The following is a 15,489-nucleotide window of genomic DNA, read 5'->3' as shown; positions in this document are numbered from 1 at the left end:
AACATACTTATTAATTATATATTGGGTTACAGGTTTCAATTCTTTCCCTGTAATTGGGTGTACTCCTCTAGAATTGAAATATTCAAATTCTCCATTTATAGATTTTCCATACCATATCACGGGTTTGTCTTTTATAAAAAAGGTTGTAGTTAAAGATACCTTTATCATTTTGAAATTTTCAATATCAATATTATTATTATTATTTATTGAAATGTTTTTAATTTTAGAATTACAATCAATTTTTTCATAATGATTATTTTTCCAAACAATACAGTTTTCAGTATTAAGTCCTACACTTATATAAAATCCAGAAGCAATAGTAGCCGATATTATTGCTGGGATTCCCCATTTTTTTACTAAACTAGCAATAATGTTTTGTCTTTTTGTTATAAAAGTACTTTTAGTTTGACCATAGTCACGTATGATAGACAAGTTTTTAGTTTCAAAATCAAGAAAATTTTTATAACCCAAATAGTTTGATATTATATTTTTTAACTCGCTATTTGGCTCACCAGACTTATTTTCTCTTTTTTCTACATATTTCTCATAATATCCTTTTATGGTTTTTGAGCTAATATAGTTTGGCTTTTTAAATTTTTCTTCAAGGATTTTTTCTACAAAATAAATTGAAATTCCATTCTTCGTCTTATTATCATTGTCTTTTTCATTTTTAATTTCAGTAAATAATTTTTCTAGCAATCTATCTATCATAATAGGTAAAATTAGGAAAATTAAAGTTATAAATAATTTGTAAAGATGTTAGATAAAATTCTCCAAAAAGGAGAAAATATTGTCCAAGTAATATCCATCTATTTTCCATCTAAATTGTGCATTCACTTCTAATCTTTGTACCAGAGTTAGCGAAAAACTTAATTAAGCACAAATTAAGAATGTGCATCAACTAATTATAAATGAAGCTCTAAAGCAGGAAAGACAATCGTTTTGGGAAGCAGTTCATCTTAACTGTTTTAGACTTCATACTTCCCGAGTGAAGAAGAGATAGTCTCTTCAACATAATTGTATTGCTGACAAGTAGAATACTGAGTAAAAAACTCGGAAGGCAATACTATTGTCAAATTTTAAAAACAGAAAAATGAAAAAAGTATTAATATTATTAGGAATTATTTTAATGAATGGAATGTTATTTTCTTGTTCTAATGATGATGATCAAGACTTAGATGCCTATCAACAGAATATTGAATTGTTTGGTACTGGAGGTGAAGATGATGTGATACCACCGCCTCCACCACCATTACCATAAAATTTAAATAATTTGATTATTGATTAACAGTTTTATGTTAATTTAGAGGAATGAAAAATTTAAAAATTGCATTCCTCTTTTTTTGTATTTGCAATCTATTTTTAGTCTCATCTTGTAATGAAAAATTATCAGTAAATAATGGGGTGGATACTACAATTGACTCTTTAGCTATTTTTATTCTCAAAATGAAAGATGAAAATTTTGATTATAAAACTCGTTTACACGCAGCAGAAAAAGCATTGCAATGGATAAATGTAACAAAAGATAGTTCCGTTCTAACTGATGTTTTAGCTTATAAAATTAATTTATTTGGAAATTTAATACAATACGATAGTGCAATTTATACTACCAAAAAATTATTACAAAAATCCATCAAAGAAAATGACTCACTATCCATTGGGAGGAATTATTATAGAATGGCATATTATTATAGTAGAAAAAGTCAAAATGATAGTGCTTATTACTATTATAATTTTCTTAAAAATGATTTTTTAAAATACAATGATAGTGTTACAAATGGAAATAATTTATTAGGAATGGCTATTGTTGAATTACATATAGGAGACTATGTTGCAAGTGAACATTCTGGTTCTTTAGCACTCAACTATTATAAAGATAAATACCCAAATTATTCATCATCCGTTTATAATAATTGGGCAATCTCCTCGAGAGCACAAGGTCAGTTAGAAGATGCGTTACTATTTTATAAAAAAGCGATTAGCCTTTCAACTTCAAAAAATAATAAAATAGTTATCAAAAGTAACTTAGCAAATGTTCATAGAGATTTAAAACAATATGATAAGTCAATTGAAATTCTAGATAGTTTAAAGAATATAGAGACATTAGATAGGAGAACTGAAGCCAAAATTATAGATAATTTAGCATATATAAAATGGCTGGCTAATAAAAATGAAAACGTACTACCAGAATTAGAAAAAGCATTGGAAATTAGAGTACAGGAAAACAACTTGTGGGGATTAATTGCAAGCTATGCACATCTTTCAAAATACTATGAAATTTCAAACCCAAGAGTTGCGCTTTCATATGCTTCAAAAATGTATCAAGTTGCAACTATTCAAAATAGCACTCAAGATCAATTAGAAGCGTTGCAAAAATTAATAGCTTTAGATAACTCAAAAAAATCTAAAGAGTATTACGGTACTTACATACGCATCAATGATAGTTTGCAAAAATCAAAACAAATAGCTCAACATAAATTTGCGAAAATTAGATATGAAAGTGATAAAAACCAGAAAGAGAATTTACAATTAAAAATACTCCAATCATCTAATAAGCTAAAATTAGAAAAGGAGAAAACTAGAACTGTTATTGGCTCTTTTTCAAGTGGCACAGCAGTCATTGGATTGTTAATTTTTGTATACTACCGAAAGAAAAAACATCAGCAAGAAAAGAGAGCAGAAGTTTATAAAACCGAAACACGTATTGCAAAAAAAATCCATGATGAAGTTGCTAACAACGTTGTAAATATTATGAACAAGGTTCAATATACGAAAGAACCGAAAGAAGTGCTTTTAGATGATTTAGAAAAGGTGTATTTGCTAACGCGTGATATTTCACATCAAAATAACAGCATTGAAATAGGTGATAAATTCGAAAATTCTTTAAAAGTATTATTAACTAGTTTTAATAGCGATAAAACTTCCGTAATTCTAAACGGTATTCAGACTGCTAAATTAGCATTTATAGATAAGGATAAGCAGATTGAAATATACAGAATATTACAAGAATTCATGGTAAATATGCAAAAACATAGTGAAGCCTCTTTAGTAGTAATTTCATTTAAACATACTAAAAATGACTATTTTATAAAGTATTCTGATAATGGAGTAGGATTGGAATTTGAAAAAATCACGTTAAAAAATGGACTTGAAAATGTGGAAACCCGTATAAAATCGTTAAACGGAAGTATTAATTTTGAAACATCTTTAAATAAGGGGTTTAAAGCATTTATAAGTTTCAAAAAATAAAAGGGATGTTTCAAAAAGTATTAATAGCAGAGGATATGGACTTTATTAACAATGGAATAAAGTCTCAATTATCAGATTTAGGAATACCAGAAATTGAGTATGTTCAACATTGTGATGAAGCATTGTTAAAATTAAAAAGCGCCAAATTAAATAATAAACCTTTTGATTTATTAATTAGTGATTTATCCTTTGAGGAGGATTCTGTAAAACAGAAAATAACTTCAGGTGATCAGTTGATTAAAGAAGTTAGAAAAGAGTTTTCTAATTTAAAAATTGTGGTATTTTCTGTTGAAGATAAACCGTATAGAATTCAAACATTATTTAATGAGCATACCATAAATGCGTATGTGTGGAAAAGTAGGGAAGGGCTGAGAGAACTTAAAAAAGCAATACATTTAATAGAAAGGTCTAATAGTACATACATTTCACCACAAGTAGCAAATTCTTTAACTAAAAGTAATGCAATTGAAATATCAGAGTATGATATTTTTCTAATAGAATGCCTTTCAAAAGGGTATTTACAAGAAGAAATAAGTGCTATTTTAAAAGAAAAAGACTGGTCGCCAACAAGTGTTAGCGCTATTGAGAAACGTTTAAAATTTCTAAAAGAACATTTTAATGCTAATAATCCAGCACATTTAATTTCAATTACAAAAGATTTAGGTCTTATTTAGAAAAAGGACAAGACTTATGGAGACCCGTATTTTTTTTGTTTTTTCATAATTCTAAGATATTTATTTTTAGTTAAACAGTCTTATAATAGTGTCCGGGTAAATGTGTAACTCCAGCTACCATCATGAAAGATATTGATACGATTAATAATGAATGTACAACTATTGAAATCCAAAAAAAAGTATGGTTTAAATTACCTATATGTTCAATTTTTCACTTAATCTATAGTATTATCTATTAGAAGCATAGCTATCTTTTTAGAAATACATAGAATTAAAGTAGTATTGCTAAGTAATTATGAAAAATCGCTTAGAGATATTGAATTATCTGCCGGACTTATTTAAAAAAGTTGTACAATTAAACAGTATAAAATAGTAGAATTAAAGTTAAAATATTGTACAATTAATTTAAAGAAGTTGTAGTGTTTTTAAGAAGTATTATGTTTTAACTACTATTAATGTGAAGACTTACGCAGTCTAAATGTACAATTTCAAGTACTATATAACAGCATTTATATAAAGATAGTTATTAACACTATTAATTAAATTTTCAACTGTAAGAATTCAAACAAATAGTTCCATCCTTACCACTTAAACCTAACAGATTTTTAAAACTTGTTAGGTTTGTATTTAAAAGTAATAAGTTGAATTTATAAAGAAGGCGCTTGAGGTAAGGGTTAAAATTCCAATCTTTCAACACTAATAACTACTGAAACATCATTTAGTATTTCAGTTATTACTTCAGTTTTTGTGTTGATGCAAAATTGATGTTGGCTAATAGTTGTTTTAGTTGAAAGTAAGTTGTTTTTCTCTAAAATGGCTTTTGTTTGTTTGGCAACTGCTTCGCCTGAATCTATAATTTTAATTGCTCCTCCTAAAATTTCATTTATTTGAGGTATCAAATATGGGTAATGTGTGCAACCCAACACTAAATGATCAATGTTAAATTGTAGCATTGGTTTTAAATATGTTGAAAGCAATTCATTAAGCTCTTTAGAATTTAATTTACCTGCTTCAATAAGTGAAACCAATCCTTCACCATCTTGTTCAATTGTGGTAATGTGTTTGGTGTATTCAAAAGCAGTTTTAGCAAAAAGTTCACTTGTCAAGGTTCCTTTGGTCGCTAAAATACCAATAGCACCGGTTTTACTTTGTAAGGCAGCAGGTTTTATGGCAGGCTCAATACCAATAAAAGGGATGTTGTAGTTTTTTCTTAAAAAGTCAATAGCATTGGTTGTTGCAGTATTACAAGCGACAATAATTAACTTACATCCTTTAGAAATTAAGAGTTCAGTATTTTTTATACTTAATGAAAGAATTTCTTCTGAAGGTTTTTCACCATAAGGCGCATTTTTACTATCAGCTAAATAAATAGTATTTTCGTTAGGAAGTAGTTTTATAACTTCTTTCCAAATAGAAGTTCCACCAACACCAGAATCGAATATGCCAATAGGTTTATTCATTTGTTATTAAAAAATAGCAGACCTTAAAATTTTAATAGTTATTCTGTAAACTTAACTAGGTCTTTTTGTATCAATTACCCATTATGGGTTTTCATTAGATTAAAAGTAAAAAAAAATCTCGCAATTGCGAGATTTTTTTTAAGTAAGTAAGTTTTTTTATTGAATACCTAACTTTGTTTTTACTGATGGTAATAAATCTGTACCATTAGCAACAATTAAAGTTGATGCTTCTAAAACGTAAGTATAACCTTCTGCAGATGCAATTTCATCAATAGCTTTTTTTGCTTTTTCTAAAATTGGCTTTAACTTTTCGTTTCTTTTTTTTGTGATATCTTGTTGAGCTACTTGAGATGCTTGATATAAATTTTGTCTATCTTGTTCTACTTCAGCGCCTCTTTGTTGGTTAACTTCATCAGTTTGAGATGCTTGTTCAGCTGTATATTTTTTTAATTTAGCTTCTAATTTAGCTTGTTCAGCTTTTAATTCACTTTCGTAAGTTTTGCTCAATTTTTCTAATTCAGTGTTTAAAGCTTTAGTTTCAGGCATTAAGCTTATTAACAAATCGGTGCTTATATGACCAACTTTAGTTTGTGCCTGTACTGTATTAAACCCTAAAGTAAGTACTGCAATTAATAATAGTGTTCTAAAATTTTTCATTTCTTATTTGTTTTGTTGTTTTAATTAATTATTTTCTTTTGCTTTTTTAGCGTCTTCAATTTCTTTTATTCTTTGTTGTCTTTTTGCTTCAATGGCTGCTTTTAATTCTTCACGTTTTTTTAATTGAGCAGCTTTTTTCTCTTCAATTTTCTTTTTTAAAGCGGCTTGTTTTAATTCACGATCACTTAATTTTTTTTGCGTTTCTTCATTAATAACTTTTGGCTCGTTTTTAGTATTGCTGTTCTTTTTGTTTCTTTTTTTATTGGCAACGGCTGTTTTTTTAGCTCTTGTAATTCCTGTAATAACAATATCGCTTATATCGTAAGCTTTATTAGTGTATAACATTATTAATGAACTTGATTTATCTAATACAAAATCATATTTTCTTTTTGTAGCAATATCTTGAACTGAATTATAAACTAAATCTTGAATAGGTTTTACCAATTGCTGACGTAAAAAAAATAAATCTCCGTTTATTCCAAAATATGCAACTTGTAACTTCTTTAAATCTATTTCTAAAATTTGTATATCCTCTTCTTTCTCAATAATTAACTCTTCAGTTAATAGTGCTTTTTCATTATTTAACGCTGTTTTTAAAGCTTCAATTTCTTGCTGTTTTTGTTCAATGTTTTTTTGCCAAGTAGTTGCTTTATCATTAATTTTTGCTTGTGCTTCATTATATTCAGGAAGATTTTCTAATATATATTCCATATCTATATAACCAATACGTTGCGCTTTTTGTGCATTTAAAGCAATACTCAAAATTAAAAACGCAAATAAAAGAACTTTTTTTATCATAACTATTATCTATTTAGAAAAAATCGTGCCATTTTTTAAAATCATTTACAAATATAACAGATTTAGTTTAAAATTGTTGTCCTATTATAAAGTGAGTTTGCCAACCAGATTTTACGGTTGTTCCAGGTAATGGATCATACCCATGAGCAAAATCAATTCCTAGCATTCCAAAGGCTGGCATAAATATTCTTAAACCAAGACCTGCAGATCTTTTTAATGTAAATGGATTAAAGTTTTTAAATCCTTCATATGAATTTCCTCCTTCTAAAAACCCTAAAACATAAATGGATGCTGATGGTTTTAAAGTTATAGGGTATCTAAGTTCTAATTGAAATTTATTATAAATGGTGTTACCGTCAATATCAGATAATCTACCATTTTCGTAGCCTCTTAATGCAACAGTTTCTCTACCATCTAATTGAAATGATGACATTCCATCACCACCTACAAAAAAGCGTTCAAAAGGCGAGTCACCTAATTCACTGTTATAGTTTCCTAAAATCCCAAATTCAGCATTGGTCATTACCACCAAATCTTTTGTTAAAGCCGTGTACCATTTTCCTTTAAAATGCACTTTATAGTACTCTAACCATTTGTATTTTTCTTTATCTTCAATAGATGAATAATCTTTATCTTGAAATAAAGAGTAAGGAAGTGTTAATTTAGCACCAATACTAAAATCAGATCCTTTTTTTGGAAATACTGGGTTTGGCCCTGAAGAATTTCTTCCTAAAGTAATACTGTACGATAAGTTATTTGAAGAACCACTTGAAAATGAAAATGTTGATATTGGGTAATCTTTTAAATCATACAATTGGTAACTAATACTTTGTGATAATGTAAAGTAATTGTCTGGCCATTTTAAACGTTTTCCTAATCCAATAGAAGCTCCAATAATATTTAAACGTTGGTCTTTATCAACTTTATTAGTTGTATAGTCGTATCTAAATTGTTTAGAATTGTAGATTGAAAATGATAATGATTGTGGTTTTTTACCACCTAACCAAGGTTCAGTAAAAGAGAAGCTTGAAGTAGTGTAAAATCTACTTTTTTGTAATCTTAGTGAAAGTGTTTGACCATCACCCATTGGTAATGGACGATATGCTTTTTTATTAAAAATGTTTCTAACTGAAAAGTTGTTAAATGATAATCCTAGAGTACCAATAAATGAGCCACCACCGTAACCACCTTGCAATTCTATTTGACTAGAACCTTTTTCTGCCACAGTATAATCAATATCAACTGTTTTATCTTGGTAATTTGGGTTAATATCTGGTGTAATTGCTTCAGCATCAAAAAAGCCTAATTGTCCAATTTCTCTAATTGTTCTAATAATATCAGCTTTACTGTATAAGTATCCGGGTTTTGTTCTAATTTCTCTGTAAACAACATGGTCATTTGTTCTGTCATTTCCATTTACAGTTACTTTTTTAATTCTTGTTGGTTGATCTTCAAAAATTCTAATTTCAACATCAATAGAGTCGTTATTAATTCTTGTTTCAACAGGAAGTACTCTTGAAAATAAATAACCATTGTTTTGGTAAACGGTTGCAATATCTTCAGAGTCTGGTGAGCCATCACCATTAACTCTTTCTTTTAAAACTTTACCATTATAGGTATCTCCTTTTTCAATTCTTAATAATCGTTGTAATTGATCATCAGTATATTTACTATTTCCTAAGAATGTTATATCTCCAAAAATATACTTTTTACCTTCTTCAACTTTTATGTTTAAATTTAAGGAGTTGTCATCATTCCAAGTAAGTGAATGGTCTAAAACACGAGCATCTCTATGACCTTTTTCACTGTACTGTGTAATTATATTTTCTAAATCTTCGTCAAAATCTGCTTCAATGTATTTAGATTTTTTCCAAAATCTACCCAACATTTTTGATTTTGTATTTTTTAATGCTTTTTTAAGTTTCTTTTTGTTAAAAGCCTGATTACCTTCAAAGATGATATTTTTTATTTTTACTTTTTCACCTTTATCAATATGCACCAACATATTAACAACATTTATACCTGTAGTATCAGGCTTCGTGTCTATTGTAACTTTAGTTTTTAAATATCCTTTTTCTTGATAGATCTTTTTAAAGTAATTTTTAGTGGTAACAATTAAGTTATCAGTAACCATTTCGCCTTTCTTCAATTCGGCATCGGTTTGTAAATCTTTGGCTTTACTTTTTTTAATTCCCTGAATAGTTACATTGTTAAGTTGTGGTAATTCTTTAACATCAAACTCTAAATAAGCAGTATTCCCATCAATTTTTGAAACGTACACTTCAACATTGCTAAATTGTTTTGTTTCGTATAACTTTTTAATAGCGCTCGTTAATTTGTCTCCAGGAAGTTTAACTTGTTGTCCAACTTTTAATCCTGTAAAAACTTTTACAGTTTCGTCTTCAAATTTTTTGAGTCCTTTAACGCTAATTCCACCCAGTTCATATGAATTACCTTTTACAAAAGATGTTCCTTTTAATATTGGAACAATGCTATCTTTAACTATGGTATCACTTTTTGATAAAGCTTCTTTTAGTTCACTTTTTTGTGGTTCTTGAGCACTAACATTTGTTGCAGTTAAAAATACTAAAAGTAAAAATATTATGTTTAATTTATTCATTGATTTCTTCAATTTGTTCACTAGTTTTTCCAAAACGTCGTTCTCTTTTTTGATATTCTAATAATGCTTTAAATAGATTCTCTTTTCTAAAGTCTGGCCAAAGTGTATCTGTAAAAAACAATTCAGCGTATGCTATTTGCCACAATAAAAAATTGCTGATTCTTTTTTCGCCACTTGTGCGTATCATAAAATCAACATCCGGCAAAGAAAACGTATATAAATGATTATTTATAATTTTTTCATCAATTTCTTCAATACGTAGTTGATTATTAACAACATTTTTGGATATATTTTTGATAACATTAACAATTTCTTCTCTTGATCCATAGCTTAAAGCTAAAGTAAGTGTTAAAGTGGTGTTGTTTTTTGTTTTTTCAACTACTTCAAAAAGTTCTTTTTGAGCTTTTCCAGGTAAATTCTCAATATTTCCAATGGTATTTAATTTGATATTATTTTTTTGAAGTGTTTTTAATTCTTTTTTTAATGAAGAAACCAGTAAAGCCATTAATGTTTTTACTTCTAATTTTGGTCTATTCCAATTTTCTGTTGAAAAAGCATATAAGGTTAAAAAATTAACACCAACTTCAGCACAACCTTCAATAATTTCTCTTACTGATGTAACGCCATTTTTATGTCCAAAAATCCTAGGTTTTCCTTTAAGTTTAGCCCAGCGCCCATTGCCATCCATAATTATGGCTACATGGTTTGGTATGTTGTTTTTTGCTATTTCTATTTTTAAATTTTCCATTAGTATGGAGTTGCGTAACAAGCTGGTCGTCCAAATGTATATACGAGTGATACTCCGCTAAGAACATACCAGTCGTTACTATTTGGGTTTCCAAAGGTTAATGAATTTATTTGGTCGTTATTATAATCTAAATCGTCTTTAAATGTATATCTGGCTCTAAGCTCAAAAGCAATTGCGAAATCTCGAAATAATTTAGATTTATAGCCTATCCCAAAAGGAATGGCAAATGATGTTTTTGAACCGTATTGATATTGTTGAGGTGCTGTTTCTGATTCTACTATGCTATAATTAAAAGCAGCAATTTCAAAAATTATATAAGGCGTGCGTGTTTGTCTATAATCATCTATATTATAATCAAAATAGTTAAATTCTATCCCTAAGGCAAGTTCTTTAATGCTGTTGTTAAAGCCAATTCCTCTTAGGTTTCTAGCCTTATTAGTTGCATTTACATCATCTGAAGAAATTTGTGCATATGTAAAAGTACCTCTAATGGCAATTCTGGGGTTCATATTCCATTTATAAATGAAGCCTCCCATAAAATTAGCAGGGTTAATATATTGTTCTGGACCTATATCACCAATGTAATTACTACCTCCTACAAAAAAGCCAACTTCGTTAATTTGGGCTTTGGAAGTTATTGTAATACAGATGAATGTAAAAAATAAAACTAGTTTTTTCATAAATAAAATAGCGAGCAAATATAAATAAATATAGTTGCTTATTGAAGTTTAACAACGTCTTTTTTGATAAACTATTTATAAATGAAATTATTGTAATTAATGAGTACTACTTTTTTAATGCTAAGGGGAATACTAATTTCTAGTATCTTGTCCCCAAAGTAGTTTTTCACGTAATGTTTTAATAAAAGTTTGGTTGTTAATTTGCACCATTTTTAAACTGCAACTAGATTTTTCAACTGCAACCTCGGTAGCGCTGTTAATTGTTGTTATTCTTGAATCTAACGATAAGAAAAATTTATCTTCTCTACCACTAACTTTAAATTTAACAATGGTTTCATCAGGTATTACTAATGGTCTTGCATTTAAATTATGTGGTGCAATTGGTGTAATAACAAAACTTTTAGCTTGTGGTGTTATTATTGGTCCTCCACAACTTAACGAATATCCTGTAGAACCTGTTGGAGTTGCAATAATCAACCCGTCAGCCCAATACGAAGTTAAATATTCATCATCTAAATAAGTTTCAATAGTAATCATAGAAGCTGTATTTTTTCTACTCACCGAAACTTCATTTAAAGCAAAGTTTAACGAAGCTAAACTTTCAATTTTTGGTGATGTTGTTACACTTAATAAGCTTCGTTCTTTAACAATAAACTGTTTTTTTAGTAGTAAATCTACGGCGTTTCTTATTTCGTCTTTTTGTACGGTTGCTAAAAATCCTAATCTTCCGGTGTTAATTCCTACAATTGGAATGTTAGAATCTCTAATAAAGGTTACAGCTCTTAAAATTGTACCATCTCCTCCAATTGTAAACATAAAATCGAATGAATTATTCAACTCTTTATACGATGAAAAAGTGTTTACTTGCTGAATGTTAACATGCTTTTTTAACCCGGAATGATAATTTTTTTCAACAACAACATCAATTTTATAGCTATTTAAAATGCTAAATAATTCTTCAAGATATATTTTATCTTCTGTTTTATAATATTGTCCGTAAACAGCAATCTTCATCCTTAAATGTTTAAGTATTTTCGTAAATAATCTGACCTGTCTTTTAAATCTTCTAAATAAAAATCTTCTTTATGATTAGAAAGTACTTGATAACTATAGCGTCTAAAAGTTTGAATAATTTCATTCACATCTTGAGCGCTAAATTTAAGTGTAACTTTTACTGTAGTTGAATTAGTTTCTGAAATAAATAGTCCTAGTACTTTACCATTATTAGATTCAACAATCTGGCAAATTTCACTAAAGGAATAATCTCTTAGTTCTTTTTCTAACAAAATAATAACACCTTCGTTATTCAAAAAAGGAGTGTCTTTATAAACATGTAAAATATCAATTAAATCGTAATATCCTAAATATTCATTTTTTGTATTTATAACAGGTATTAAGTTTGTTTCATTTGAAGCAAAAACCTTTAAAATTTCTAATAAATTGGTGCTTTCTTTGGTGAAAAATAAATTAGATAAATAATAATAATTTTCAAGCGTATCTTCATTTTTAGGAAGTCCTTGTATATCGGTTTCAGCAATTACCCCAATAAGTTGGTTGTTTTTTACAATAGGAAAATGAGAATAGGTAGTTTCATTAAACAGTGCTCTTATATTAGCAATTTTACTTTGAAGCGTAAATGCTTTAAACTCATTTAGTATATAAGGCGTTGTTTCCATACCATTTCTTATTGTAGCACAAATTAATCAAAAATAAAACCAAAAACATATTCTTAGTTCGTAAATTTGCTCACTAATTAAAAATAACCATTTTTAAGTATGACAAAGTTAAGTGTAAATGTGAATAAAATTGCAACATTACGTAATTCACGAGGTGGAGATTTTCCAAATGTTGTTAAAGTATCATCTGACATTGAGAGTTTTGGAGCTGAAGGAATTACTATTCACCCAAGACCAGATGAACGTCATATTCGTTATCAAGACGCTTACGATTTAAAAAAAATAGTAACTACCGAGTTTAATATTGAAGGAAATCCAATTCCTAAATTTATGGAAATGGTGTTAGAAATTTGCCCAACACAAGTTACTTTAGTGCCAGATAGTATTGATGCAGTTACTTCAAACGCAGGTTGGGACACGATAAAACATCAATCTTTTTTAACTGAAATTATTGCTGAATTTAAGCAAAAAGGAATTAGAACTTCCATTTTTATTGATACTGATTTAAAATTAATTGAAGCTGCTGCAACAACAGGAGCTGATAGAATTGAATTATATACGGAAGATTTTGCGACTCAATATGGTCTTGGAAACCAAAATGCTATAAAACCATATACAAAAAGTGCACTCTTGGCAACTGAACTTGGTTTGGGAATAAATGCTGGCCACGATTTAAGTTTAGATAATATTCAATTTTTTGCTGAAAATATTCCTAATTTATTAGAAGTTTCCATAGGTCACGCTTTAATTACTGAATCATTGTATTTAGGTTTGGAGAATGTAGTTAATATGTACAAATATAAACTAAGTTTAGGTTCTAAATAGTGGAAGTTTTACATTCAACAATTATAGGAGGCGGACAACCATTACTCATTTTACATGGTTATTTTGGAATGAGTGATAACTGGAAATCATTAGGAAATCAATTTGCTTCAACTTTTGAAGTGCATTTAATAGATCAACGAAATCACGGACGAAGTTTTCATTCAGATGAGTTTGATTATGAATTGTTGGTTGAAGATTTACACTATTATGTAGAACAACATCATTTACAAAATGTGATTCTTCTTGGTCATTCAATGGGAGGGAAAGTTGTGATGCAATTTGCAGTAACGTATCCTGATTTAGTTGATAAATTAATAGTAGCAGATATTAGCCCAAAATATTACAAGCCACATCATGAGTATATTTTGGCTGCGCTTAATTCAGTTAATTTTACACTTCATAATACACGAAAAAAAGTTGAAGAAGTGTTAAAAATGGACATTAAAGAACAAGGAATTATTCAGTTTTTACTGAAAAACGTGTATTGGGAATCAAAAGAAAAGTTAGCATATCGATTTAATTTACAAAGTTTAACCGAAAATAATTCGGAAATAGGAGCGGCCTTACCATCTTTCACTCATTTTGATGGTGAAACGCTATTTTTAAGTGGAGAAAACTCAAATTATATCACAAAAGAAGATATTCCATTAATTTCAGCACATTTTTCAAATTCACAAATTGTAACTGTCAAAAATGCAGGTCATTGGCTTCATGCAGAGAATTCTGTGCAATTTTATAATGAAGTTGTCAGCTTTTTAAGTTAAATATAAAGTTGGCATAATTATAGATAAATTTATAATTCATTTTAAAACATAGGGATATGAAATTAATATTAAAAGTATTATTAACAGCTGTTGCAGTAGTAATACTAGCCAAATTTTTACCGGGAGTTGAAATAGCAAATTATACAAGTGCAATTATTGTTGCAGTTGTTTTAGGTTTGTTAAGAGTTACAGTAAAGCCATTGTTAATATTTTTCACATTACCGGCAACTATAGTAACTTTAGGCTTGTTCCTATTAGTTATAAATGCGGTTATTATACTATTAGCAGATTATTTTGTTAGTGGTTTTGCAGTGTCAGGCTTTTGGATAGCCTTATTGTTTAGTTTATTATTGTCACTTTTTCAATCCTTTTTATATTCGTTTTTGAATGAAAAGAAAGAAAAATAATTGAATTTGAGTAACTTAAATACTTTGCTAAGTACATAAAAAACAGTACTTTTGCACCCAATTTTTAATGATTTAAGATAAAATAGCATAAAATGAATATTACAAAAGAAAATATTGATGCGTTAAATGCAGTTGTGAAAGTTGAAATTTCAGCTGCTGATTACCAAGAAAAAGTAGCAACAATTTTATTAGACTACCGTAAAAAAGCTGATATCCCTGGATTTAGAAAAGGTCAAGTACCAATGGGAATGGTAAAAAAACAATACGGAAAATCTATTATGATTGATGAGGTTAATAAATTACTTCAAGAATCATTAAATAAATTTTTAACCGAAGAAAAGTTAGATATTTTAGGGAATCCATTACCTAGAATGCAAGATGATTTTGATTGGGATAAAGAAGATTACTCATTTGAGTTTGAATTAGGTTTAGCACCTGAATTTGATGTTAAATTAGATGCAAAAAAGAAAATTACACAATATAATATTATTGCTGATAAGGAATTATTAGGAAAAGAAGTTGAAAATATTCAAAAGCGTTACGGTAAAATAATAGCTAAAGATACTGTTGAAGAAGGTGTAAATATTACTGGAACTTTTGTAAATGAAGAAAAAGAAATTGAGAAAAAATCTACCATTGAATTAGCTTCAATAAAAGGAAAAGCAAATCAAAAGAAATTTGTTGGAAAAAAAGTTGGTGATGTTGTTGAGCTAAAAACAAAAGGACTTTTTGATGATGATCATAAATTAATGGGAGCTATAGGTGTAGATCACGATGCTATTCACGGACTTGATATTACTGTGACTTTCACAATTGAAGAAGTTAATGTTACAGAGCTTGCAGAAGTAAATCAAGAATTATTTGATAAAGTATTTGGACCTGATGTTGTAAAATCTGAAGAGGAGTTAGTTGCTAAAATTAAAGAAGATGC

The 15,489-nt window shown here is 28.3% G+C and carries 15 protein-coding genes and 1 pseudogene; 7 read left to right on the top strand and 9 right to left on the bottom strand.

What is annotated here, in order from left to right:
- Positions 1-711, bottom strand: a pseudogene (locus GQ540_RS04895) (hypothetical protein); the annotation flags it as partial.
- A gap of 382 nt (positions 712-1,093) precedes the next feature.
- Here GQ540_RS04895 and GQ540_RS04890 point away from each other — a divergent pair.
- Genes GQ540_RS04890 through GQ540_RS04880 form a run of 3 tightly spaced genes read left to right on the top strand, consistent with a single transcriptional unit; the run spans position 1,094 to position 3,923 of the window.
- Entirely contained in the window at positions 1,094-1,261 is a 168-nt protein-coding gene (locus tag GQ540_RS04890) for a hypothetical protein (protein ID WP_291798181.1), read from the top strand.
- 50 nt (positions 1,262-1,311) lie between these two features.
- Positions 1,312-3,249 (top strand): tetratricopeptide repeat-containing sensor histidine kinase, encoded by a 1,938-nt coding sequence (locus GQ540_RS04885; protein WP_291798178.1) that lies wholly within the window; start codon positions 1,312-1,314, stop codon positions 3,247-3,249.
- Positions 3,250-3,254: 5 nt separating this feature from the next.
- Entirely contained in the window at positions 3,255-3,923 is a 669-nt protein-coding gene (locus GQ540_RS04880) for a response regulator (protein ID WP_291798175.1), read from the top strand.
- Between the two features lie 674 nt (positions 3,924-4,597).
- Here GQ540_RS04880 and murI read toward each other — a convergent pair.
- The 8 genes from murI to GQ540_RS04840 all read right to left on the bottom strand — a co-directional run bounded on the left by murI (position 4,598) and on the right by GQ540_RS04840 (position 12,562).
- Positions 4,598-5,383, bottom strand: a complete 786-nt coding sequence (gene murI / locus GQ540_RS04875) for a glutamate racemase (RefSeq protein WP_291798172.1) — start codon at positions 5,381-5,383, stop codon at positions 4,598-4,600.
- 156 nt (positions 5,384-5,539) lie between these two features.
- Positions 5,540-6,040 carry an OmpH family outer membrane protein gene (locus GQ540_RS04870; protein WP_291798168.1) on the bottom strand — a complete coding sequence of 167 codons (501 nt, stop codon included), beginning with the start codon at positions 6,038-6,040 and terminating at the stop codon, positions 5,540-5,542.
- A 24-nt stretch (positions 6,041-6,064) separates the two neighbouring features.
- Positions 6,065-6,838 (bottom strand): OmpH family outer membrane protein, encoded by a 774-nt coding sequence (locus GQ540_RS04865; protein ID WP_291798166.1) that lies wholly within the window; start codon positions 6,836-6,838, stop codon positions 6,065-6,067.
- Positions 6,839-6,905: 67 nt separating this feature from the next.
- Positions 6,906-9,458 (bottom strand): outer membrane protein assembly factor BamA, encoded by a 2,553-nt coding sequence (gene bamA, locus GQ540_RS04860; protein WP_291798163.1) that lies wholly within the window; start codon positions 9,456-9,458, stop codon positions 6,906-6,908.
- Positions 9,451-10,206: an isoprenyl transferase gene (locus GQ540_RS04855; RefSeq protein WP_291798160.1), complete on the bottom strand. Its 756-nt coding sequence runs from the start codon at positions 10,204-10,206 to the stop codon at positions 9,451-9,453. Before GQ540_RS04855 ends, bamA begins: the two co-directional genes overlap by 8 nt.
- A complete protein-coding gene (locus GQ540_RS04850) occupies positions 10,206-10,886 on the bottom strand; it encodes a DUF6089 family protein (RefSeq protein WP_291798157.1) in 681 nt (226 codons plus the stop codon). Before GQ540_RS04850 ends, GQ540_RS04855 begins: the two co-directional genes overlap by 1 nt.
- Positions 10,887-11,018: 132 nt before the next feature.
- Positions 11,019-11,900, bottom strand: a complete 882-nt coding sequence (locus GQ540_RS04845; RefSeq protein ID WP_291798155.1) for an NAD kinase — start codon at positions 11,898-11,900, stop codon at positions 11,019-11,021.
- A gap of 2 nt (positions 11,901-11,902) precedes the next feature.
- Positions 11,903-12,562, bottom strand: a complete 660-nt coding sequence (locus GQ540_RS04840; protein ID WP_291798152.1) for a CBS domain-containing protein — start codon at positions 12,560-12,562, stop codon at positions 11,903-11,905.
- Between the two features lie 99 nt (positions 12,563-12,661).
- On the opposite strand from GQ540_RS04840, the gene GQ540_RS04835 reads away from it, so the two are divergent.
- The 4 genes from GQ540_RS04835 to GQ540_RS04820 all read left to right on the top strand — a co-directional run.
- Positions 12,662-13,387 (top strand): pyridoxine 5'-phosphate synthase, encoded by a 726-nt coding sequence (locus tag GQ540_RS04835; RefSeq protein WP_291798149.1) that lies wholly within the window; start codon positions 12,662-12,664, stop codon positions 13,385-13,387.
- Positions 13,387-14,151: an alpha/beta fold hydrolase gene (locus GQ540_RS04830; RefSeq protein WP_291798146.1), complete on the top strand. Its 765-nt coding sequence runs from the start codon at positions 13,387-13,389 to the stop codon at positions 14,149-14,151. The genes GQ540_RS04835 and GQ540_RS04830 overlap by 1 nt, the downstream gene beginning before the upstream one ends.
- Before the next feature lie 56 nt (positions 14,152-14,207).
- Positions 14,208-14,558 carry a phage holin family protein gene (locus GQ540_RS04825; RefSeq protein WP_291798143.1) on the top strand — a complete coding sequence of 117 codons (351 nt, stop codon included), beginning with the start codon at positions 14,208-14,210 and terminating at the stop codon, positions 14,556-14,558.
- A gap of 92 nt (positions 14,559-14,650) precedes the next feature.
- On the top strand, positions 14,651-15,489 hold an 839-nt coding region (locus GQ540_RS04820), incomplete at its 3' end, for a trigger factor (protein WP_291798141.1).

Source organism: Lutibacter sp. (assembly GCF_013139515.1).
GTDB lineage: Bacteria > Bacteroidota > Bacteroidia > Flavobacteriales > Flavobacteriaceae > Lutibacter.
Note: the sequence above shows the minus strand (reverse complement) of the source record. Positions and strands in the feature narration are given on the sequence as shown.

What these genes read in the sequence shown, in the direction of transcription:
- GQ540_RS04890 (WP_291798181.1), top strand. Translation starts at nt 1,094, where the DNA reads ATGAAAAAAGTATTAATATTATTAGGAATTATTTTAATGAATGGAATG.
- GQ540_RS04840 (WP_291798152.1), bottom strand. Translation starts at nt 12,562, where the DNA reads ATGGAAACAACGCCTTATATACTAAATGAGTTTAAAGCATTTACGCTT.
- GQ540_RS04885 (WP_291798178.1), top strand. Translation starts at nt 1,312, where the DNA reads ATGAAAAATTTAAAAATTGCATTCCTCTTTTTTTGTATTTGCAATCTA.
- bamA (WP_291798163.1), bottom strand. Translation starts at nt 9,458, where the DNA reads ATGAATAAATTAAACATAATATTTTTACTTTTAGTATTTTTAACTGCA.
- GQ540_RS04845 (WP_291798155.1), bottom strand. Translation starts at nt 11,900, where the DNA reads ATGAAGATTGCTGTTTACGGACAATATTATAAAACAGAAGATAAAATA.
- GQ540_RS04870 (WP_291798168.1), bottom strand. Translation starts at nt 6,040, where the DNA reads ATGAAAAATTTTAGAACACTATTATTAATTGCAGTACTTACTTTAGGG.
- GQ540_RS04850 (WP_291798157.1), bottom strand. Translation starts at nt 10,886, where the DNA reads ATGAAAAAACTAGTTTTATTTTTTACATTCATCTGTATTACAATAACT.
- GQ540_RS04880 (WP_291798175.1), top strand. Translation starts at nt 3,255, where the DNA reads ATGTTTCAAAAAGTATTAATAGCAGAGGATATGGACTTTATTAACAAT.
- GQ540_RS04855 (WP_291798160.1), bottom strand. Translation starts at nt 10,206, where the DNA reads ATGGAAAATTTAAAAATAGAAATAGCAAAAAACAACATACCAAACCAT.
- GQ540_RS04825 (WP_291798143.1), top strand. Translation starts at nt 14,208, where the DNA reads ATGAAATTAATATTAAAAGTATTATTAACAGCTGTTGCAGTAGTAATA.
- GQ540_RS04835 (WP_291798149.1), top strand. Translation starts at nt 12,662, where the DNA reads ATGACAAAGTTAAGTGTAAATGTGAATAAAATTGCAACATTACGTAAT.
- murI (WP_291798172.1), bottom strand. Translation starts at nt 5,383, where the DNA reads ATGAATAAACCTATTGGCATATTCGATTCTGGTGTTGGTGGAACTTCT.
- GQ540_RS04865 (WP_291798166.1), bottom strand. Translation starts at nt 6,838, where the DNA reads ATGATAAAAAAAGTTCTTTTATTTGCGTTTTTAATTTTGAGTATTGCT.